Origin of the sequence: Mesorhizobium sp. PAMC28654 (genome assembly GCF_020616515.1) — a bacterium.
Lineage (GTDB): Bacteria > Pseudomonadota > Alphaproteobacteria > Rhizobiales > Rhizobiaceae > Mesorhizobium.
The window spans coordinates 1,141,431-1,162,516 of the sequence record NZ_CP085135.1 but is presented as its reverse complement, the minus strand read 5'-3'; the positions used below and the strand labels follow the sequence as shown (position 1 = coordinate 1,162,516).

At 60.5% G+C, this 21,086-nt stretch carries 17 protein-coding genes and 3 pseudogenes; 15 read left to right on the top strand and 5 right to left on the bottom strand.

Translation table 11 applies throughout. From position 1 onward, the window contains the following. Positions 1 to 453: 453 nt before the first annotated feature. The 9 genes from LGH82_RS05885 (at position 454) to LGH82_RS05845 (ending at position 9,910) form a co-directional block, all read left to right on the top strand. Positions 454 to 1,284 (top strand): aspartyl/asparaginyl beta-hydroxylase domain-containing protein, encoded by an 831-nt coding sequence (locus LGH82_RS05885; RefSeq protein WP_227347655.1) that lies wholly within the window; start codon positions 454 to 456, stop codon positions 1,282 to 1,284. A 169-nt stretch (positions 1,285 to 1,453) separates the two neighbouring features. Beyond that, positions 1,454 to 2,422, top strand: coding sequence for a helix-turn-helix domain-containing protein (locus LGH82_RS05880; RefSeq protein ID WP_227347654.1), 969 nt, complete (start codon positions 1,454 to 1,456; stop codon positions 2,420 to 2,422). Between the two features lie 142 nt (positions 2,423 to 2,564). Further along, a complete protein-coding gene (adh, locus tag LGH82_RS05875) occupies positions 2,565 to 4,082 on the top strand; it encodes an aldehyde dehydrogenase (RefSeq protein ID WP_227347653.1) in 1,518 nt (505 codons plus the stop codon). 118 nt (positions 4,083 to 4,200) lie between these two features. Then, positions 4,201 to 4,557, top strand: coding sequence for a DUF779 domain-containing protein (locus LGH82_RS05870; RefSeq protein WP_227347652.1), 357 nt, complete (start codon positions 4,201 to 4,203; stop codon positions 4,555 to 4,557). 113 nt (positions 4,558 to 4,670) lie between these two features. Continuing rightward, a complete protein-coding gene (locus LGH82_RS05865) occupies positions 4,671 to 4,979 on the top strand; it encodes a CrcB family protein (RefSeq protein ID WP_413771427.1) in 309 nt (102 codons plus the stop codon). A gap of 139 nt (positions 4,980 to 5,118) precedes the next feature. After that, positions 5,119 to 6,099, top strand: coding sequence for an RluA family pseudouridine synthase (locus LGH82_RS05860; protein ID WP_227347651.1), 981 nt, complete (start codon positions 5,119 to 5,121; stop codon positions 6,097 to 6,099). A gap of 47 nt (positions 6,100 to 6,146) precedes the next feature. Continuing rightward, positions 6,147 to 7,019, top strand: coding sequence for a DMT family transporter (locus LGH82_RS05855; protein ID WP_227349500.1), 873 nt, complete (start codon positions 6,147 to 6,149; stop codon positions 7,017 to 7,019). A gap of 12 nt (positions 7,020 to 7,031) precedes the next feature. Continuing rightward, entirely contained in the window at positions 7,032 to 7,823 is a 792-nt protein-coding gene (locus tag LGH82_RS05850) for an ATP12 family chaperone protein (protein ID WP_227347650.1), read from the top strand. A gap of 197 nt (positions 7,824 to 8,020) precedes the next feature. Next, entirely contained in the window at positions 8,021 to 9,910 is a 1,890-nt protein-coding gene (locus LGH82_RS05845; RefSeq protein ID WP_227347649.1) for an MFS transporter, read from the top strand. An 80-nt stretch (positions 9,911 to 9,990) separates the two neighbouring features. Here LGH82_RS05845 and LGH82_RS05840 read toward each other — a convergent pair whose 3' ends face one another. Further along, positions 9,991 to 10,182, bottom strand: a complete 192-nt coding sequence (locus LGH82_RS05840) for a DUF2735 domain-containing protein (protein ID WP_227347648.1) — start codon at positions 10,180 to 10,182, stop codon at positions 9,991 to 9,993. 152 nt (positions 10,183 to 10,334) lie between these two features. Between LGH82_RS05840 and LGH82_RS05835 the strand changes: the two are divergent. The 3 genes and pseudogenes from LGH82_RS05835 to LGH82_RS05825 all read left to right on the top strand — a co-directional run. After that, a pseudogene (locus tag LGH82_RS05835) lies at positions 10,335 to 10,478 on the top strand (transposase); the annotation flags it as partial. An 84-nt stretch (positions 10,479 to 10,562) separates the two neighbouring features. After that, positions 10,563 to 11,914, top strand: a protein-coding gene (locus LGH82_RS05830; RefSeq protein WP_227344189.1) for an IS3 family transposase whose coding sequence is annotated in 2 segments (ribosomal slippage) — positions 10,563 to 10,899 and positions 10,899 to 11,914 — 1,353 coding nt in all. Because the reading frame shifts where the segments join, the coding sequence is not laid out codon by codon here. Positions 11,915 to 11,995: 81 nt separating this feature from the next. Continuing rightward, positions 11,996 to 12,676: pseudogene (locus tag LGH82_RS05825) on the top strand (IS5 family transposase); the annotation flags it as partial. A gap of 859 nt (positions 12,677 to 13,535) precedes the next feature. Here LGH82_RS05825 and LGH82_RS05820 read toward each other — a convergent pair. Continuing rightward, entirely contained in the window at positions 13,536 to 13,829 is a 294-nt protein-coding gene (locus LGH82_RS05820; RefSeq protein ID WP_227347647.1) for a hypothetical protein, read from the bottom strand. Between the two features lie 33 nt (positions 13,830 to 13,862). Then, positions 13,863 to 16,833: pseudogene (locus tag LGH82_RS05815) on the bottom strand (Tn3 family transposase). A 145-nt stretch (positions 16,834 to 16,978) separates the two neighbouring features. On the opposite strand from LGH82_RS05815, the gene LGH82_RS05810 reads away from it, so the two are divergent. Next, positions 16,979 to 17,548 carry a recombinase family protein gene (locus LGH82_RS05810; RefSeq protein ID WP_227347646.1) on the top strand — a complete coding sequence of 190 codons (570 nt, stop codon included), beginning with the start codon at positions 16,979 to 16,981 and terminating at the stop codon, positions 17,546 to 17,548. Positions 17,549 to 17,614: 66 nt separating this feature from the next. Here the strand turns inward: LGH82_RS05810 and LGH82_RS05805 are convergent, their stop codons facing one another. Both LGH82_RS05805 and ric read right to left on the bottom strand, forming a co-directional pair. Continuing rightward, positions 17,615 to 18,436: an IS5 family transposase gene (locus tag LGH82_RS05805; RefSeq protein ID WP_227345406.1), complete on the bottom strand. Its 822-nt coding sequence runs from the start codon at positions 18,434 to 18,436 to the stop codon at positions 17,615 to 17,617. A gap of 249 nt (positions 18,437 to 18,685) precedes the next feature. Beyond that, positions 18,686 to 19,381, bottom strand: coding sequence for an iron-sulfur cluster repair di-iron protein (gene ric / locus LGH82_RS05800; protein WP_227347645.1), 696 nt, complete (start codon positions 19,379 to 19,381; stop codon positions 18,686 to 18,688). Positions 19,382 to 19,658: 277 nt separating this feature from the next. Here ric and LGH82_RS05795 point away from each other — a divergent pair, with 277 nt between their 5' ends. Beyond that, entirely contained in the window at positions 19,659 to 20,270 is a 612-nt protein-coding gene (locus tag LGH82_RS05795; protein ID WP_319799920.1) for a pseudoazurin, read from the top strand. Positions 20,271 to 20,627: 357 nt separating this feature from the next. After that, positions 20,628 to 21,032 carry a hypothetical protein gene (locus LGH82_RS05790; protein ID WP_227347644.1) on the top strand — a complete coding sequence of 135 codons (405 nt, stop codon included), beginning with the start codon at positions 20,628 to 20,630 and terminating at the stop codon, positions 21,030 to 21,032. Positions 21,033 to 21,086 lie beyond the last annotated feature (54 nt).

The window sequence follows — 21,086 nt, the reverse complement described above, 5'->3', positions numbered from 1 at the left end:
AATGTTGAAAGCACTGCTGCTTGATGCGCGCTCGATGTCCTGATGGCCATTTCATGAAACGCCTCACCTGCGGCCTCGCGGCCTTTCGCGAGGGAAGCGCTCCTGGTGGAACCATGTCGCCGCGGCCGTGTTTTGACGTCCCAGGGGACACCGCCGTGTCGGAACCTGCGAACGTCAAAGACACACTCGAGGCGACAATTCTGACGCTTCGCGCGCTGCGTAAATCCATTGTCCAAGCAGGTCACATTGAAGCGCTCTATGAAATTGATACGCTGCTTCACGGGCGGTGCATTGATTGTCCGGCGAGTTCCACCAGGCAGCCGCAAGGCCACAATGCCGTGGCCGTTGTGCGGCGACCCAAAAAACCTTATCAAGGCGCACGGCCGGGCGGTGGTTGGTGCCGTGATTTGGCACACCTCATTCGCAACAGGATCGCGCTCCGCGCGTGGAAAAATGACAAAAAACCTTCGCAAATCCCTTCGCAAATTCGCCATTGCCATCCCGCTTCTTGCTCTTGGCTTCTATTTCATCCCAATCGTGACGGCGGTTTTCATCGTCCTCGGCCTCATCGATGTGCTGCGCAATGATCGCAGGGATTTGTCGCTGTTCAGCGGCTATTTCCTGGGCAACGGTATCTTCACCTGGCTGCTTTCACCATTCAATCTGCTGGTTGACCTCCTGTGCTACAGAAATCCGGGTGTCTGGAAGCTGGAGCAGTTTCCCGCCGACTATCAGCGCGAGGTCAATGAGGTCCTGGACATCTTCAAGGCGCGCAAGGACGAGATCATCGCCGACATCGATGCCAATTTCGGCGCCGGTCGGCGCGGTATGTATGTCTACCAATGGTACGGCAAGCACAAGATCGACAATGTCGCCGAATTCAACAAGGATTTCAAATACATCAAGACCATTGCCGTTTCCGTTTTCAGCAAGCGCGAATCGACGTCCTGGCACTTCGGGCCGCTGCGGCTCAGCCTGCGCATTCTCTACAACCTCGTTCCGGTCAAATCGGAAATCTTCGTCGAATGCGGCAATGTCAAGAACTACTGGTACGACAATCCGCTGTTCATCTTCGACGACACGCTGCTGCATCGCTCGGTCAACGAATTTGACGGACGCCGCTATTGTGTGTTCATGGACATTATCAGGCCGTCCCCGGTTCCTGGGCTCATCGCCGGCATGCTCGCGGTTGTCTCGGTCAGCGTCGAGCGCATCAACTCGATGTTCTACAAGAATTGGAAGATGATTGGCTCGAGCAAGCCGAAGAAAGTCGGAACGACCTGATCTCTACGCGGCCTTCCAAGATACCGGGAGCGGGTGCGTTTTGGCCCGCTCTTGGACCATCGTCCTATAGCGGCATCGGTCAGTGATCCTCTAGAACTCGACTGACGGATATGTTTTCGCAGATATAACGCTGCGGAAATGGGCGCGGCATTCACCTTGGGAGGATAAGGTGAACGGACAATCTGCCACTCATCACGCGGATGTCGTTCAGGCAGCCATAGCCACGAGCGATGCCGCGCGCTCGGCATTGGTCGCTTCCTGGCGGCGTTCGCTGTCATTGCACGGTCTTGATCCGGCCGAGCGCAAGGCTCCGCGACGCCTGACCGAAGGCGAGCTGAGCGAGGCTCGGCAACGCATAGAGCCATTGCTGCGCGCCGCCGATGCGAGTCTCGACCGCCTTTATCTGGCCGTCGGCGGCATCGGTTGTTGCGTGCTTCTGGCCGATCGCGAAGGCATCCCGGTCGAACGCCGCGGCGCCGTCGCGGATGATGGTACATTCGACGAATGGGGCCTGTGGACAGGCACGGTATGGAGTGAGGACTCCGAGGGAACCAACGGCATCGGCACGTGTCTGGCCGACCAGCGTGCGCTCACCATTCATCGCGACCAGCATTTCTTTTCGCGCAACACGCTGCTCAGCTGCACGACCTCGCCGATCTACGATCATGAAGGCACCCTGGCGGCCGCGCTCGATGTATCGTCATGCCGGTCGGACCTGACCGAAGGTTTCGTCAACCTGATCGCCATGGCGGTAGGCGATGCGGCGCGCCGCATCGAGGCCGAGAATTTCCGCCTGGCGTTTTCCAGCGCTCGTATCCTGCTGGCGCCGGTGGCCGAGCGCAGCGCTGGTGCATTGATCGCGGTCGATGCTGACGACCTTGTGATCGGCGCGACCCGGTCGGCGCGCCTTGCACTGGGCATCACCCAACAGATCCTGGCCAGGGGACTGCCGGCCGCCGACATCCTCGGCGGCTCGGTCAACACTGCCGAAGACTTGGACGAGGCGGAGCGCGGCGTGGTCCAGCGCGCCATTGCGCGCGCCGAGGGCAATGTTTCGGCGGCTGCCAGCAGTCTTGGAATTTCGCGGGCGACCTTGCACCGCAAGCTCGCTCGTTTCGGCATTCGCCGTCCGCACTGAGCCTTCGGGGCTCGCGGCTGTCGCAGATCTGCGACAGTTAGCGTCGGCGAATGGTGGGCTAGGGCTGACAAACCCCACCCCATCCGCAACTCTTGCCATCGACGCGCCACATCCCGTGGCGCTGCTTCTTGGGAGGAAGACGATGAACAAAGTGGAGTTTTCTCGCACGGCCAAGGTTCCCTTCGCCAAGCGCTATGACAACTTTATCGGCGGCAAATGGGTCGCCCCGCTCTCCGGAAAATACTTTGACAACATATCGCCTGTCACCGGCCGCCCGCTCGGCGAAGTCGCTCGCTCCGATGGCCGGGATATCGAGGCGGCACTCGATGCCGCGCACAAGGCCAAGGATGCATGGGGCAAGACCAGCGCTGCCGCCCGCGCGCTGATCCTCAACCGCATCGCCGACCGCATGGAGGACAATCTCGACCTCTTGGCGCTCGCCGAAACCTGGGACAATGGCAAGCCGATCCGCGAGACGACCGCCGCCGATCTGCCGCTCGCCATCGACCATTTCCGCTATTTCGCCGGTGCCGTACGCAGTCAGGAGGGCGGCATTTCCGAGATCGACCACGATACCGTTGCCTATCACTTCCATGAGCCGCTCGGCGTCGTCGGCCAGATCATTCCCTGGAACTTCCCGCTGCTGATGGCGGTATGGAAGCTGGCGCCAGCACTTGCCGCCGGCAACTGCGTGGTATTGAAGCCCGCCGAACAGACACCCGCCACCATCATGCTGTGGGCGGACCTGATCGGCGACCTGCTGCCGGATGGCGTGCTCAACATCGTCAACGGCTTCGGCCTCGAAGCCGGCAAGCCGCTCGCTTCTTCGAACCGCATCGCCAAGATCGCCTTCACCGGCGAAACGACGACCGGCCGGCTGATCTCGCAATATGCCAGCCAGAACCTCATTCCGGTCACGCTCGAGCTTGGCGGCAAGTCGCCCAACATCTTCTTCCAGGACGTGACTTCCGAGGACGACGACTTCTTCGACAAGGCCATCGAAGGCTTTGTCATGTTCGCCCTCAACCAGGGCGAGGTCTGCACCTGCCCCAGCCGGGCGCTGGTGCATGAGAAGATCTATGACAAGTTCATGGAAAAGGCACTGAAGCGCGTCGAAGCGATCGTGCAGGGCGATCCGCTCGATCCGGCAACGATGATCGGCGCGCAGGCGTCGAGCGAGCAGCTGGAAAAGATCCTGAGCTACTTCGACATTGGCCGCAAGGAAGGCGCCGAAGTGCTGATGGGCGGCGAGCAGAACCATCTGCCGGGCGATCTGGCCGGCGGCTATTACGTCAAGCCGACGGTGTTCAAGGGTCACAACAAGATGCGTGTCTTCCAGGAGGAAATCTTCGGGCCGGTGGTTTCGGTCACGACCTTCAAGGATGACGACGAGGCACTGTCGATCGCCAATGACACGCTCTATGGTCTCGGTGCTGGTATCTGGAGCCGCGATGCCAACCGCTGCTACCGCTTCGGCCGCGCCATCCAGGCTGGCCGTGTGTGGACCAACTGCTACCACGCTTATCCGGCGCACGCGGCCTTCGGCGGCTACAAGCAGTCGGGCATCGGCCGCGAGAACCACAAGATGATGCTCGATCACTATCAGCAGACCAAGAATATGCTGGTCAGCTACAGCCCGAAGAAGCTTGGTTTCTTCTAAGAGCCCCCCAGGGCTGCGCATGATCCTGGACTGGATATCCAAGGGCAGGTTCATGCGTAACCGCAAAGGGGCGCGGCCGTTCCGCCGCGCCCCGGCCGCTTGATGACGGAGGAATGCCATGCTCGACAAGGTTTCGCTTGGGAAAGTCTCGGCCACGCCGGAAGCCAAAGCGTTCCTGGCTGAAATCATCGCCGACCATGGTCCAGTTCTGTTTCATCAGTCAGGCGGCTGCTGTGACGGTTCTTCGCCGATGTGCTACCCGCAGGGTGATTTCATCGTAGGCGACAATGATGTCATGCTCGGCGAAATTGGCGAGACGCCGGTCTATATCAGCAGCTCGCAATACGAGGTGTGGAAACACACCGATCTCATTATCGACGTGGTGCCGGGCAGGGGCGGCATGTTCTCGCTCGACAACGGCCGCGAGAGGCGGTTCCTGACGCGCTCCACTGTCTGCGCAGTGCCGCCGGCTTAGCCGCCCAGCCAAGGGATTGACCGGCGCGCGCACCCAAGGCAGTAAACGACGATGCTCAATCTTCTTCTCGTCGTCGTGGGTGCATTGGCGCCGGAATACGTCACCTCACAAACATGGGCGCACTGCGCCTTGTCGGCCCGAATTTTCCCTGGGGCACGATGGCGATCAACATCGTCGGCTCCTTCGCCATGGGGCTGTTCATCGCAATGCTGGTGCGGCGCGGCGGATCGAGTGAGCTTAGGCTGTTCGTAGCCACCGGCATCTTTGGCGGTTTCACCACTTTTTCCGCTTTCTCGCTGGATTTCGCGACTTTGTGGGAGCGCGGATCGGCCCTACCTGCCCTTGGTTATGCGCTTGCAAGCGTCATTGGGGCGATGATTGCACTCTTTCTGGGTCTTTGGCTCGCAAGAAGCCTGCCTTAGTGCTATTGCCGCGCTAATGGCGCCGCGCATCCCTCGGGACGCGCCGGTGGCGCTATGGAAAATTTGATCTTGCGCACGATCCCCTTCGAAAACCGATTCCGTTTTCGTGTCATGCGCCTGAAACGGGTAAAGCGAGACTATGGCAGGCGTTGAACAGATTACAGTGGAGGCCGGCGAAGCGGGCATGCGGCTCGATCGCTGGTTCAAGACCCATTTTCCGGGCCTTGGCTTTGGACACCTTCAGAAGCTGCTGCGCTCCGGCCAGATCCGCGTCGATGGCGGCCGGGTCAAGGCCGATACGCGCGTCGAGCCAGGCCAGATGGTGCGTGTGCCACCACTGGAAGTGGACAAGAAGGGTGAAAGCGCCCTTACCGGCCACTCGATCCGCAACCAAGGCGATGCCGACGTTCTGGCAAAAATGCTGATCCATGAGGATCCAAAAGTCTTTGTGTTCAACAAGCCGGCAGGGCTGGCGGTGCAAGGTGGCTCCGGTGTCACCCGCAATGTCGACGACATGCTGGAAGCCTGGCGCAACAAGAAGGGCGAGAAGCCGCGTCTCGTTCACCGGCTCGACCGCGATACCTCGGGCGTGCTGGTCGTTGCGCGCACCCGGCTTGCCGCGATGAAGCTCGCGGAGGCGTTTCGCGCGCGCGAAACCAAGAAGACCTATTGGGCGCTGGTCAAGGGCGTGCCGCCCAAGCGCGAGGACAAGATCTCGACCTGGCTGATCAAGGAGCCGACGCCCGACGGCGACCGGGTGCGCGTCGCCAAGCATGGCGAGAAGGGTGCCGACCACGCCGTTACCTATTATCGCATCATCGAGCAGGCGGCGCAGACCATGACCTGGCTGGAGATGGAGCCCTATACCGGCCGCACGCACCAGCTTCGCGTCCATGCCGCCTACATTGGCTGCCCGATCATCGGCGACCCGAAATATTTCGAGGCCGACACCAATTGGGATTTTCCAGGCGGCATGCAGAACCGCTTGCATTTGCACGCGCGCCGCATCGTCATCCCGCATCCCGACAAAGGTTTCATCGATGTCACCGCGCCGATGCCGCCGCATATGCGCCAGAGCTGGAACCTGATCGGCTTCGACGACGCCAGCGCGGAGGAGTGAGCTTGGGCGGTGCTACCGATACGCTCGACCGGCGCGACTCGGTCGACATGGCCGCAGCCACCATCATGGTCGGCCTGACCTTTTCCTGGGGGCTGAACTATGTCGCCGCCAAGATTTCCTATGCCGGCTACGACCCGGTGTTCCTGTCGATCGCGCGGTCGACTATTGGCGGTTTCTGCGTCTTCCTCTGGTGCCGGTGGCGCGGCATAGCGCTATTTACCCGCGACGGGACACTTCTGGCCGGTATTGCCGTTGGCGTGCTCTTTGGCATCGAGTTCCTTTGCCTTTATGTCGGCCTGGAACACACGACCGTTGCCCGCAACACGTTGCTGGTCAACACAATGCCGTTCTGGATGCTGCTCGGTGGCCACTTCCTGCTTGGCGAGCAGATAACGATGCGCAAATTGCTCGGCCTGCTGCTGGCCTTTGCCGGCCTTGCCGCTGTTTTTTCCGACAAGCTTGGCGGCAGTGGCGACATGTTGTTCGGTGACCTCTTGAGCCTCGGCTCCGGATTCTTCTGGGCCTTGACCAACATCCTCATCAAGCGGTCCAAGCTGGTCGAGGCTAGCGCCGAAAAACTGCTGCTCTATCAGCTTGCCGGGGCGGCAATCGTCGGTCTGCTGGTAATTCCCTTGGCGGGTTCGCCGATTCGCGATCCCGCTTTGCTGCCGACATTGGCGCTGCTTTTCCAGGCGGTCTACATCGTCGCCTTCACTTACGTGCTGTGGTTCTGGCTGCTGCGACGCTACCCGGCATCCGGCCTGTCGAGCTTTACCTTCCTGTCGCCGGTTTTCGGCGTGCTGTGCGGCGCCATGTTCTTGAATGAACCGCTGAGCGTGCGCATCTTCGTGGCGCTTGGCCTGATTGCCGCCGGCCTGATCATCGTCAACCGGCCCCAGCGCAAGCTGATGCCGGTGTAAGAGAGACCTTTTATGCGTGATATCCTCAACGACCTTGAAGCAGGCAAATATCTTTCGGATCCTGATCCGGTGCGTCGTGCCCAGATCCAGATGAAGACACCGCTGCCGAAGCGTTTTTACAAAACCGCCTCGGTCAAGCCAGTTGACGATGCCTTTGCGGTACATCTCGATGGCAAGCCGGTGCGTACGCCTGGCAAGGCTCTATTGATGCTGCCGACCGAGGAAGCCGCGACGCTGGTTGCCGGCGAGTTCGCCGCGCAAGGCGAAACGATCAATCCAGTGACGATGCCGGTGATGCGCCTCGTCAATACGGCGATCGACGGTGTCGCCAGCGACCCGCAGGCGGTGCTGGAGGACATTCTGCGCTTTGCCTCGTCCGACCTGCTTTGCTACAGGGCCGACGCTCCGCAAGGGCTGGTCGATCGGCAGAACCAGCATTGGGACCCGGTCATCGACTGGGCGCGCGCAACGCTTGGCGCTCGCTTCAATCTTGCCGAAGGCATCATTCATGTCGAGCAACCGCGCGAGAGCATTGCCGTTCTGGGCGTTCACCTTGCCCAGCGTGCCGATCCTCCGCGGCTGGCCGCCATCCATGTCATGACATCGCTGACCGGTTCGGCGCTGCTGGCGCTGGCGGTCGATTTCGGCGAACTCGATGCCGAAGCGGCCTGGGCCGCCGGCCATGTCGATGAGGACTGGCAGATCGAGCAATGGGGCCAGGACGCGGAGGCTGTCGCGCGTCGATCCGCACGCAAGCGCGACATGATGGCTGCCGTAAGTTTGCTTGAAGCGCTCAAGGGCTAAGCGTTCCGCCGCTGGCTTTTTCCTCATACCGCACTGCACATTATACCAAAGTCATAATCCCAAAGGCGCTCTGCCGCCGGGGGATACTTTCTGTCATTTTTTCCGTGATGGCACCGCTTTGAGTCCGCGTTCGGAGGAGAACACGGACGTTGATGTGCAGCATCGAGGACAGACGGGATCTCACGGGAGGAAAACTCATGGCAATGGCATCAGCCGCCGGCGGAGCAAGCCGCGGCATGACGCGGGAAGAGAAGAAGGTCATCTTCGCTTCCTCGCTCGGCACTGTTTTCGAATGGTACGATTTCTACCTTTATGGCTCGCTGGCCGTATTCATCGGCTCGACCTTCTTCAGCCCCACCATTCCGGAAGCGACGCGCAACATCTTCGCGCTGCTGGCCTTCGCCGCCGGCTTCCTCGTGCGCCCGTTCGGCGCGCTGCTGTTCGGCCGCATCGGCGACCTTGTCGGCCGCAAATACACCTTCCTTGTCACCATGACGATCATGGGCCTGTCGACTTTCCTGGTCGGCTTGCTGCCTGGTTATGCAACCCTGGGCATCGCCGCTCCCGTGATCCTTATCTTGCTCCGCATGCTGCAGGGCCTGGCGCTGGGCGGCGAATATGGCGGTGCGGCCACCTATGTCGCCGAGCACGCACCCGACAACCGGCGCGGTTACTACACGTCGTGGATCCAGACCACGGCCACGCTCGGTCTGTTCCTGTCGCTCGTTGTCATCCTGATCGTCCAGGGGTCGTTGAGCAAGGAAACCTACGCAGCCTGGGGCTGGCGCATTCCTTTCATAGTCTCCTTCCTGCTGCTCGCCGTTTCGATCTGGATTCGGCTGTCTCTCTCCGAGTCTCCGACCTTCCAGAAGATGAAGGATGAGGGCAAGGGTTCAAAGGCGCCGCTGACGGAAGCCTTCGGCCAGTGGAAGAACGCCAAGATCGCGATCCTCGCGCTGCTAGGCCTCACCGCCGGTCAGGCCGTGGTCTGGTACAACGGCCAGTTCTACGCACTGTTCTTCCTGCAGAACGTGCTGAAGGTCGAAGCACAGTCGGTCAACATCATGATCGCCATCGCGCTCGCACTCGGCTCGATCTTCTTCGTGGTGTTCGGTTGGCTCTCCGACAAGATCGGCCGCAAGCCGATCATCATGGCCGGCCTCGCGCTTGCCATCGTTTGCACCTTCCCGCTGTTCAAGGCTTTGACCTGGGCCGCCAATCCGGCGCTCGCCAAGGCTCAGCAGAACACGCGGGCAACGGTGACGGCGGCACCCGGCGACTGCAAGTTCCAGTTCAATCCGGTCGGCACGGCGAAGTTCACGACGTCCTGCGACATCGCGACCTCGTTCCTGACTAGGAACTCGGTGCCCTATGACGTGGTATCCACGGCTGCCGCCGGAACGGCCGCGTCGGTCAAGATCGGCAGTGAGACGGTGAACTCGTACGATGCCATTGTCGCTGGTGATCAGGCAAAAGCGAAGGACGCTGCCTTCGTCAAAGCGGTCAACATGTCGCTGCAGGACGGCGGCTATCCGCTGAAGCGCGCCGCGGTCAAGATACCGGATCAGAAGCTTGACGCGTTTGTCGCAGCCAATCCGGAACTGAAGCTCGATGCCGCCGCCATCCGTGCCGGCGACAAGGCTACGGTTCCGGTCGACCAGGCGATCACCGACAAGCTCCTGACCAAGGATGAAGCGGCAGGGGCGCCCGAGATCACCGTCTACAACATACCGGGTGGCGGCGCTTTCGCCATGTTCGCCGACTCAGCGGCAATCAACTGGCCGATGACGATCGGGATCCTGTTCATCCTGGTCCTCTTCGTGACCATGGTCTACGGCCCGATCGCCGCGATCCTGGTCGAGATGTTCCCGACCCGCATCCGCTACACCGGCATGTCGTTGCCCTATCACATCGGCAATGGCTGGTTCGGTGGATTGCTGCCGGCAACCGTGTTCGCGCTCAGCGCCTACAAGGGCGATATCTACTATGGCCTCTGGTACCCGGTGATCATCGCGGCGATGTCGCTCATAATCGGCATGATCTTCGTCAAGGACACGCTCGGAACCAACCTCGACACCAAGCAGTAACCGAGGCTCTCTCGCTCAAACAAAAGCCCGGCGCTATCAATCGCGCCGGGCTTTTTGATGCCAGACAACTCCTGCCGAGTTCAGCTCTTCCGCGTATTTTCTTCTTCGACGGCCGCCTCGTGGTACCAGCCGTCAAAATCGGCGTGCGTGTTGCGCAAAGATGCGAGCTCTGCCGCGAATTTGGCCTTTGCGCCTAAATTTGAGGCAGGCTTCCGTGCTGCCAGGGGGAACAGCAGGATTTTCGCCGTTGGCTGGGATGCGGTGACTTCCATGATCAATATCCCTCCTTTTTAAGGAGCCTGTCGATTCATCTCTCCATCAAGATAGGTTCTGCGATTCCTTTAGTGTCTGACCCAAAAAGAAGTTGGGTGCTATCAATGACTTGTGATTCAATCGGAGTTGCGAAGCCTCGACGGAGCATCACATGTGGACTGATATCACCCGCGCCAAGCATGCCCGAAAGGGACTACGTTATTCAAGCGATTTGACGGACGCGGAATGGATGGTTCTGGAACCGCTGCTTCCGCCTCGCTCGGCGCTTGGCCGCCCGCCGAAATGGTCGCAGCGTGTTCCCCGTCAGCACCTGTGTCCCAGATTTGAGGTTGTGAATTAAGGAGGGTTTTGATCTCGTCGTCACGACGAAGGAACCAAGATGAGCCCTAAATCCTCAAGTGCCAAGAAGCCTGCCGAGCAGGTGGTAAAGGACATTCGCCGGGCGACCCGGCGGCATTTTTCAGCGGAAGACAAGATCCGGATCGTGCTGGACGGGCTGCGCGGCGAAGACAGCATCGCCGAGCTGTGCCGCAAGGAAGGGATCGCGCAGAGCCTGTATTACACCTGGTCCAAGGAGTTCATGGAGGCCGGCAAGCGCCGATTGGCGGGTGATACCGCTCGTGCTGCCACCAGCGACGAGGTCAAGGATTTGCGCCGGGAGGCCGGCGCGCTGAAGGAATGCGTCGCTGATCTGACACTGGAAAACCGTCTGCTCAAAAAAAGCATGATCGCGGATGGGGACGAGCAAGAATGAGATATCCCGCATCCGAAAAGCTCGAGATCATCAGGATCGTCGAGCAGTCACACCTGCCAACCCGCAAAACGCTGGACCGACTGGGCATCCCGCGCCGGACCTTCTATCGCTGGTATGACCGTTATGTCGAGGGCGGGCCTGAGGCGCTGCAGGATCGGCCCTCGGCGCCGAGCCGGGTGTGGAACCGCATCCCGCCTGCCATCCATGACCAGATCATCGAACTGGCGCTGGAGCAGTCCGAGCTCTCCCCGCGCGAACTGGCAGTACGGTTCACCGACGAGACGCGCTACTTCGTGTCAGAAGCCAGCGTTTACCGGCTCCTCAAGGCCTACGATCTGATCACCAGCCCGGCCTATGTGGTGATCAAGGCGGCGAACGAGTTCCACACCAAGACGACGCGACCCAACGAGATGTGGCAGACGGACTTCACCTACTTCAAGATCATCGGCTGGGGCTGGATGTACCTGTCGACCGTGCTCGACGATTACTCCCGCTACATCATCGCCTGGAAACTGTGCAGCACCATGCGGGCCGAGGACGTCACCGACACGCTGGACATGGCACTTACTGCCTCAGGGTGCGACCAGGCCCATGTGCACCACAAGCCTCGGCTGCTCAGCGATAATGGCCCCAGCTACATCGCCGGCGAACTGGCGGACTATATCCAGGACCAACGCATGAGCCATGTCCGGGGCGCTCCAATGCATCCCCAGACCCAAGGCAAGATCGAGCGCTGGCACCAGACCCTCAAAAACCGAATCCTCTTGGAGAACTACTTTCTGCCCGGCGACCTTGAGGCCCAGATCGCAGCCTTCGTCGAACATTACAACCATCGACGCTACCACGAGAGCCTGGCCAACGTAACGCCAGCCGACGCCTACTTCGGCAGGGCCGCAGCCATTATCAAACAGCGAGAAAGGATCAAACGCCAAACCATCCAACATCGGCGCTTGCAGCACCGCAAGATCGCCGCTTAACATCAACCCCAAGATGAGGCCGACACTCCGCTAATCTGCGATCCAATCTGAGCCAAATGATCTGACGACGGACAGTCGCAGCGGTCTATCATGGAGGGCGTGTTTTATGTGCTGCGTAGCGGTCTGCCTTGGCGAATGCTGCCCAGGGACTTGCCGCCGGTATCGACGGTGCAGCGCTATTTCTACGCTTGGCGCGACAGCGGCCTTTGGAACACGATCAACCACCTGCTGCTGGTGGCCGTGCGTGTCGCCGCAGGTCGGGAGGCGTCGCCCAGCGCCGGCGTAATCGACAGCCAAAGCGTGAAAACCACTGAAAGCGGCGGGCTTTGTGGCTACGATGCGGGCAAGAAGATCAAAGGCCGAAAGCGCCATATCCTGACCGACACCTTGGGCCTGCTGGTCGGCGCGATCGTCCATACCGCTGACATCCAGGACCGAGACGGCGCCCCCGAGGTTCTGGCTTCTATTCGGGAAAGCTTTCCCTGGCTGCGCCACGTCTTCGCCGATGGCGGCTACGCCGGTGAAAAACTCCAGACCGCGCTCAGGGGAAAAGGTGGCTGGACCCTCGAAATCATCAAGCGATCCGACGCCGCAAAAGGCTTCGTTCTGCTCCCGCGCCGGTGGGTGGTGGAACGAACCTTCGCCTGGTTCGGCCGCAACCGACGCCTGTCCAAGGACTTCGAGCAGACCATCGAAAGCTCCACGGCTTGGCTGCTCCTCGCATCCGTTCAACTCATGACACGGCGCATCGCAAATCCATGATATCCATCAGAAATATTATGAGTCAGACTCTAAGGTCCCTCAGGCCTTTGACAGCCGCCAGGTCGGCGCTGCTTACCGCACCGCGTTGGGGTCGGCTCTGGTGCAGACAGCGAAGTCACTCCAACATGCCGGGTAAGAAAGCAAGGTGTCAGGATGCGCGGCCATCTGTCATCCAGCGGCGATTAGACTAGAGCCCCGGCCGTTATGTTACGACGTAAGGCGCGGGTTGAGCAACTGAGGCAGATTCAGTCTCAGGAACACGATCGCGGTGGATCCTTAAACGCCTTGAAAGAGAAACCAGGCTGGCGATACTGCGCCAAACGCTGGAAAGGCCGGCCAGATCGATGCTAGAGGAAACTTCCTATCGTTGGCGCGTCCGCTTTCCCGCCCGGCTCCCCCACAGCGGTTCTTCCCGTTTCGGCCCTGTTGCGGCCATTTCGGAACACCCACACTTTGGCTTTTTCACCGCGAACTGGCCTTGGCAAGCGGCCAGATGTCCCCGGTCTGTTCTCGGAAAGTCGCATAATTGGCAGACTGGAACGCGGGCTGAAGGCCAGGCTTTTCGTTCCTGACTTTTTCGTTATTAGGCTTTGAGAGCGGCAGGTCCTTGAAGGAGATCTCTTTCCAGCTCCTGCGGGGCCAGCCGCACCAGCGACGTGGCGAGCTTGCGGTTGATTGGTCCTGGCGAGGCTGCCGATGAGATAGCCAACGTCGTATTCGAGGAGCGCTCGACTCTAGACCAGAACGACGGTCCATTGCGCGGTCCGGATCGACCGTTGATGACGCTGCAGCCAATCCCCGAGCCTCTACCAGACGTCGCGCGGCTGATTGAGAATAGCCTGTCGAGCGACATGCAGTGTCATGACGCCCTTTCTGCGGGACGCGGCCGGCCGGACCGCAGCAATGCGACGGCGGCGAACCAGTAGAGGGTGTAGACCAGAACGGATATCAGCTCGGGACGGGCACGGTAGCCTGTCATGGCGGCGATGAAGGCGCCCAGCCTGCCCGTGTCGTCGAGAAACCAGGATGTATCCCACAGGGATGCGGAGAGCGGCGGGACGAGTTCGAGCCCAATGGCGCGGTCAAGGGCGGTCATCAGCAGCGAAGCGGCCAGCGCCAGCAGAAGGAAGGCATCGCGTTGAAAGTACGCCAAACAACGCTAATGGCTAACGGCGAGAGAACATCATCATGCCGCCTGCCTTCTGGCCGGCAGATTGAGTGGCTTGCGGTTTGTCGCCTGTGCGGCGCGATCCCAGAGGAAGTCGCCGGAGAATGCGATGTGCTCCCATCCGACCGGCGAGGTGTGGACCATAAGGTCATCGGGGGCAGATTCGCCTGTTGATCGCAGATGGCCCACGGCGTCGGCGATATAGGTGGAGTTCCAATAGACAATCGCGGCAATGACGAGGTTCCGTCCCGAGGCACGATATTGCTGGGCCTCGTGGCTGCGATCGATGATCCGACCCTGCCGGAAAGTGCATATGGCCTGGGTGAGCGCATGACGCTGTTCGCTCTTGTTGAGCCCGGCCTGACAGCGGCGCCGCAGCGCCGGATTTTCCAGCCAGTCGAGCATGAACAGGGTGCGCTCGATCTTGCCAATTTCCTGGAGAGCGATGTCGACCTGATTCTGCCGCTCGTAAGCGGCGAGCTTTCTCAGCATCACCGACGGCGCGACGTGGCCTGCCTTCAGCGACGCGACGAGACGCACCACCTCATCCCAATGCTCGCGAATGACATCGGTGCGGATTCGTTTTCCCAGAAGCGGTGCGATACCAGGATAGGCGGCGAGAAGATCGATCGGTATCAGCCGCCGGTCCGGAAAGTCCCGCAATCTGGGGCAGAAGCGGAACCCGAGCATGGCGCAGAGCGCGAAGACGTGATCGGTCGCACCGCCGGTGTCAGTGTAGTGCTCCGCGATGCTGAGATTGCTGCCATGGTGCAGCAGGCCGTCAAGAACATAGGGCGCTTCATGCGTTGCGGCCGAGATGACCTTGGCGTGGTAGGGTCCGTGCTGATCGGAGACATGGGTGTAGAAGCTGAAGCCGGGATCGACACCATAACGGGCATTGATATCGCCGCCCGAAGCGGCGCGCTTTCCGCCGCGAAAGAACTGCCCATCCGAACTTGAGGTCGTACCGTCGCCCCAGACTTCGGCAATCGGCAGACGGTGATGAGCATTGATGATGGCCGAGAGGGCAGCGTTATACGTGTCATCGCGGATATAGGCGTCCTGGGTCCAGACGAGCTGATCGCGGGTGACACCCTGACTGGCGGCGGCCATTCGGGAAAGGCCGAGATTGGTGGCGTCGGCCAGGATCGCCGCCAGCAACGCGCTTTCGTTGGGGCATTTCTCTCCGGTGCGGAGATTCGTGAACGCCGCCATGAACCCGGTTTCGCGGGCGACCTCATGCCGCAGTTCGGTGACGCGGATGCGCGGCATCATGGCATCGAGCCGATCGGCCAGTGCCTCCGCATCGGCGGGTGCTAGCGGCCCTGACGGGTGTGATTGCCAAGCGGCCTTCGATGAAGCTGACGCCCCCGAGCTGGTTCCGCTTGAGGTGTTGCGAGAACCGTTTCAGCCGCCAGTCGAGTTCTGTGCCGCGCTGATCGAGCCATTCATCGGCGGTCGCCGGCAAGCCCAATGCCGACGCGATCGGAGCGGCGGCCGATTCCGGCAACAGGTAGCTGTCGAAACGACGGTAGGCTGAAGACCGCTCGACCCAGACATCGCCCGAGCGCAGCTTGTTGCGGAGATGGGCCAGGGTGGCCGTTTCGTAGAGGCGGCGATTGATCTTGCCGTCCGGCCCGATGACCAGCTTGCGCCACTCCTTCTTGAATGGCATGGGCGCGTCAGGCGGAACATCCCGCTTGCCCGATCTGTTCAGTTCGCGAAGGATACGGATCGCGGCAATGGTGCGTGCGCTGCCACGCCCGGCCTTGAACTCAAGCGCCTCGATCAGCGCTGGAGCGAACTTCCTGAGCGTCGCATAGCGGTCAACCGCCACTATAAGCGGATCCTCGCCGGCCGTTTCGGCAATTGCCGCGACTTCATGTCTGACCTTGAGCAAGGTCGCCCATCCGACGGATTCGTCGATCGTCTCGATCGGATCGGTGTCGTTTTCGAGCGCCCCGGACAACGCGTTGATCGTGCCGCGAAACAGGCGCATCAGTCGCGATACGTCTTTTGAGGTTGCGACGTAGCGCCGGGCCTGCGTGTTCTTCGCACGGGCGAACATTGTGCCTATCAACTTGTCGGCCATTTCGATTGCGGCATCGGTCAGCCGCTCTTCGAGATCGATCAGGAAGACAACAAGAGTGGCGCGCCGGCGCGCCACGGTATAACGCTCGATCAGGTAAGCAGGCGATGCCCGGCCTTCGCATACGAATTGACGATAGCGATCGGGATGGATCGTAGCGCTGGCTTTTGCCGGAATGCCTATATTCCGCACAAATTGCAGTCGGTCGAGAATGCCGCGGACATGATCCGGCTTTGCCGCCCCAGGTATGGCTTTCAGCCAGGCGATCGGAGTGATGCCCGTACCGGGATCGGCGACGAACAGAGCATCGAGACTCTCCAATTTTTCCGGACTCAGGCCGGACAGAAGAGCGTGCGTGGCCTGTTTTCGGGCCCGCGCCCGACCGGCAATTCCGGCACGTTCAATCGTCGAAATCGATGGCAGAAGGATTTTCGCCTGCCGCAAGGCGTCGATCACAGCAGCGGCAATCACGACGCCCTTGTCGGTTGGCCACGCGGCGTTAGCCGCCATCTCGATCATGAAAGGAATGTCGGTCCTGGCCGGACCGCATAGACCAAAAGCCAGGACGAGTTCGCGAGCATGATCCGACATCGTCTGCTCACGAGCCGCATAATCCGCAATCGCTGCGGCCGGGATGCCGAGTTGCTCAGAGATAAAGGACTGCAATGCTTGAGGTGGCTCCGCGACGCGATTGAGAACCTGCGCCAGCGTCGTGCCGGGATGGCGAAACAGAGCCATCTGCAGGCCGAGGCCAAAGCGATTTCGGTCTTCCCGCCGAAGACGGATCAAGTCAAAATCCGTTGGCTCAAAGGAGTAAAGCCTGACAAGGTCATCCCGCGCCGTCGGGATTCCCAGCAACTGTTCCCGCTCGGCGTCACTCAGGAGCTCACGTTTCGCCATTCAGGCCTCCTCCCGTCGTCCACAAAAGGCCTTTCCAATCCGTGGACAAGCCCGGGTAAAGAGACATATTCTGTGGACAGATTCTGGATCGGTCGATAGGTCAAGCCACACCCGTCCACAGAACGGCCGTTTGGGAGACGAGAAAATGGCGCATATTCTCGGCTACGCTCGCGTCTCTACCGGCGATCAGGATGTTGCGGGTCAGACCCTCCGCCTTGAGCAGGCCGGCGCAATCAGGGTGTTCACCGACGTCAAATCGGGAAAGAGCATGGACCGGCCAGGCCTCATTGATCTTCTCGCCTATGCCCGTCCCGGTGACACGCTCGCCATCGTCCGTCTCGATCGTCTCGGCCGCTCACTGACGGAACTGCTTGCAACGGTGACGATGCTTCGGGAGCGGCAGATTGCTCTGCTCAGCCTTGAGGAGAAGATCGACACGTCCTCGGCCGCCGGCGAGCTTGTCTTCCACGTGTTCGGCGCCATCGCTCATTTCGACCGGCGTCTGATCTCCGAGCGGACTAAAGACGGCGTGGCAGCCGCGAGGGCGAAAGGCAAACGGCCTGGCCGACAACCGCTCGACATGAGAAAGGTCGAGGCCGCCATCAAGCTGGTCGAGGCGAAAACCTCACCCGCCGAAGCTGCCAGGCAGCTGGGCATTGGCCGATCTACGATCTATCGGGAGATGAGGCGGCAGGGCATCAGCCGATCTGCATAGCAAAAATCACGCTCTGTTCTACCTTGCCGTTGCTTAGAGTCTGACTCATAATATTTCTGATGGATATCATGGATTTGCGATGCGCCGTGTCATGAGTTGAACGGATGCGAGGAGCAGCCAAGCGGTGGAGCTTTCGATGGTCTGCTCGAAGTCCTTGGACAGGCGTCGGTTGCGGCCGAACCAGGCGAAGGTTCGTTCCACCACCCACCGGCGCGGGAGCAGAACGAAGCCTTTTGCGGCGTCGGATCGCTTGATGATTTCGAGGGTCCAGCCACCTTTTCCCCTGAGCGCGGTCTGGAGTTTTTCACCGGCGTAGCCGCCATCGGCGAAGACGTGGCGCAGCCAGGGAAAGCTTTCCCGAATAGAAGCCAGAACCTCGGGGGCGCCGTCTCGGTCCTGGATGTCAGCGGTATGGACGATCGCGCCGACCAGCAGGCCCAAGGTGTCGGTCAGGATATGGCGCTTTCGGCCTTTGATCTTCTTGCCCGCATCGTAGCCACAAAGCCCGCCGCTTTCAGTGGTTTTCACGCTTTGGCTGTCGATTACGCCGGCGCTGGGCGACGCCTCCCGACCTGCGGCGACACGCACGGCCACCAGCAGCAGGTGGTTGATCGTGTTCCAAAGGCCGCTGTCGCGCCAAGCGTAGAAATAGCGCTGCACCGTCGATACCGGCGGCAAGTCCCTGGGCAGCATTCGCCAAGGCAGACCGCTACGCAGCACATAAAACACGCCCTCCATGATAGACCGCTGCGACCATTTCGGCGGGCGGCCAAGCGCCGAGCGAGGCGGAAGCAGCGGTTCCAGAACCATCCATTCCGCGTCCGTCAAATCGCTTGAATAACGTAGTCCCTTTCGGGCATGCTTGGCGCGGGTGATATCAGTCCACATGTGATGCTCCGTCGAGGCTTCGCAACTCCGATTGAATCACAAGTCATTGATATCACCCAACTTCTTTTTGGGTCAGACACTTAGCGAACTTTCAACGCGATGCCCTCAGGATGCCGCCGCGTTACGCAGGTAAAGCCGGGCCTGTAGTCTGTGGTCCGAAGCACGAGTCGCCGGATAGCGACGGGTTTTACCGAGTCTAGGATCGTCCCGGCGGTCCGAATTCCGCGGCAGTCGCCGTCAACGTTGGCGTTAGGTCCGGCTTTCCGCCGCAGCGAAGCGCGGGAAAAGAACGTTGTTCTCCAAGTGGATGTGCTTGATCAGATCTTCAGCGAACTGGGCCGTGCCCACATAGAGCGCTTGCCATGAGCGGCAAGCCCCTTCGGGCGTGGTGAAGTTGTCGGTGAGGCTTTCAAGCCGCCCAAGCGAAATGCCCTGGTCGTCGTGCTCGTGCCGCAGTTCCGAAATGGGGATATCAAACTTACCTTCAGTCCACTGCAGCATCGCCGGAAACAAGATGGCCTCTTCCTTGGCCATATGCGGTTCCAGGTCTCTTTGCAGTTGCCGCAACGCTTCGGAAAGCCCGGCCGGCACCTTCGGATGTTCGCGATGCACCGCCTCCACCTTTCGCGACAGCGCGATGAGCTCCTGCAACGCACGCCGGTGCGCCTCGTGGTAGCAGGCCTGAATATGGTCGATCAGAACGTCGTTGCTCATTGCGGTGGGCACCGCGCTAGTGCCATCGGGGGTGCCGAGCGCTGCCAGCGCCCGCTCAAGCTCGCCTCGATCGACCCCTCGTCGGTGAGCGGCACTGTCGAGAGTGAGATCGCCGTTGCAGCAGAAATCGATCTTGTACTTCCGGAGAACCGCGGTGGCGCCGGGTAGCGTGGCGGCTATGTCGCCGACAGTTCGCTGCCAGAGTTCTGGACCAGGGAATTGGGTGTTCATCACGAAGATCCTTGCAGTCGAGTAGGGGCCCTGAAGTTCAGAGCGATTCATCCGACATAACGCACCGTCGCGCAGGGGCGTTCCGGCGTAGTCGGGGCTGTCTCACCGATCGACGATATTCAAGTGGGCGTCTTTGCGCTGGAACAACAAAAACCCAAACCGCTGGCGGACACGCCGCGGTGCGGGCGAACCCGGGTCCGCTGTAAAGCGGGAAGGCAGACAGATCGCTTGCGTTGGGGTGGAGCAGGATCTTCCGTTGTTGTCGCGGACCACGTGGGTGAAGAGCTCATCGTGGCTGCGGATCGCGCCAAGCCGCTGGCCGAAGCGTGAATGTGCATTTTTCAGAAGCATGTTTGTCCTAGCGCAAAGTACGGACCGGATGCAGCCGATAGACAGGCGGCCACCCGCAAAATCCGCCATTTACACCAAGAAGGAAATCAGAAGAATGCGCTCGATCAGACTTGTGCCGCTCCTTACCGCCGCCGTTCTAACTTGGGCCAGCGCCGCAAGCGCCGCCGAATTTGAGATATCCATGTTGAACATGGGCAAGCACGGCATGTTTCAGCTCGAACCATCGTTTCTCAAGGTAGCGCCCGGCGACACGGTTCATTTTGTTGCCAAGGACAAGGGCCACGATGTCGAGTCGATCCCCGGCATGCTGCCGGACGGTGCGGAGCCGTTCAAAGGGCAGATGAACAAGGATGTGACCGTCACGTTTACCAAGCCCGGTGTGTACGGGATCAAGTGCAATCCCCATTACGGCATGGGCATGGTCGCCCTTGTCGTGGTCGGCGATCCGGGCAGTAACCTGAAGGCAGCGGAATCGGCCAATCAGCCCGGCAAGGCGAAGAAGGCTTTCGAGGAACTGTTCAAACAGATTGGCCAATAACGCGCCCGTAAGACAAATAGTTAAGCCGCCAGCGATTCTACCGAATCGCTGGCGGCTCTAAGACTGGCGCTGCCTGTTGGCCGAGCCAGCACAACCTCGCAATTGTTTTCGACGGTGCCTCATCGCCCAAGACGGCAAACCGTGAAGAAAGCCATCGGTGGAAGCGGCACGCGACTCGAGCCGTCGGCTTTGTCGCACGAAGGCCGGCATTGATGAGGCATCCAGCATGAAGCTCTCGTCGCGCCTGCCTTTGCGCCAACAGAGGCTACGCCGCTCTTCGCGTAGCTGCAACGTGGTCGCAACCACTGCGCCTTTGCCCAGACTGTCGCATCGTTGCCATGTGATGCGACGTAGGCATTGAAGGCGAAAGCCAGCGTTTATTTGTTCATCGCAACGCCGAGGGCTCGGCGGGGTGAACAGTGGCACTGGCATCTGCCTCATCCCGTGGTCGAGCGGTTCGGTAGGCAGCCCGCTCGGATCGGCAAGTGGCGGCGGCGCCGCGCCCGCCAGTTGATTGGAACGGCGGACGATCTCCTTGATATTGTCGCGCGACTCTTCGACAGGCCCGCAAACTGTTCCGGCTACGTCACGCTCGTTCAGCCTTTCCATATGTGCCGCGAGCCTTTGGTAGCGCTGTGCAGCGGTTTCCTCCATAGCGGTCACCGAGCCAAGAAGCTGCTGATATCGCGCAACTGCGCCTCGGGTTCTTCACCCAACCGCTTCATGGGAGCGCGCCTCCAGGAGGAATGGTCGCCAATCTGACATCGGCTGACGTCATTTGAGTTTGTGCTAGAGCAAAGAGCCGCCAGCGCGATC

Coding starts and splice junctions, on each gene's coding strand:
- LGH82_RS05855 (WP_227349500.1), top strand. CDS start 6,147: ATGGCCGCAGCCACCATCATGGTCGGCCTGACCTTTTCCTGGGGGCTG.
- LGH82_RS05885 (WP_227347655.1), top strand. CDS start 454: ATGACAAAAAACCTTCGCAAATCCCTTCGCAAATTCGCCATTGCCATC.
- ric (WP_227347645.1), bottom strand. CDS start 19,381: ATGAACACCCAATTCCCTGGTCCAGAACTCTGGCAGCGAACTGTCGGC.
- LGH82_RS05870 (WP_227347652.1), top strand. CDS start 4,201: ATGCTCGACAAGGTTTCGCTTGGGAAAGTCTCGGCCACGCCGGAAGCC.
- LGH82_RS05840 (WP_227347648.1), bottom strand. CDS start 10,182: ATGGAAGTCACCGCATCCCAGCCAACGGCGAAAATCCTGCTGTTCCCC.
- LGH82_RS05865 (WP_413771427.1), top strand. CDS start 4,671: ATGGGCGCACTGCGCCTTGTCGGCCCGAATTTTCCCTGGGGCACGATG.
- LGH82_RS05850 (WP_227347650.1), top strand. CDS start 7,032: ATGCGTGATATCCTCAACGACCTTGAAGCAGGCAAATATCTTTCGGAT.
- LGH82_RS05805 (WP_227345406.1), bottom strand. CDS start 18,436: ATGTGGACTGATATCACCCGCGCCAAGCATGCCCGAAAGGGACTACGT.
- LGH82_RS05860 (WP_227347651.1), top strand. CDS start 5,119: ATGGCAGGCGTTGAACAGATTACAGTGGAGGCCGGCGAAGCGGGCATG.
- LGH82_RS05845 (WP_227347649.1), top strand. CDS start 8,021: ATGGCAATGGCATCAGCCGCCGGCGGAGCAAGCCGCGGCATGACGCGG.
- adh (WP_227347653.1), top strand. CDS start 2,565: ATGAACAAAGTGGAGTTTTCTCGCACGGCCAAGGTTCCCTTCGCCAAG.
- LGH82_RS05810 (WP_227347646.1), top strand. CDS start 16,979: ATGGCGCATATTCTCGGCTACGCTCGCGTCTCTACCGGCGATCAGGAT.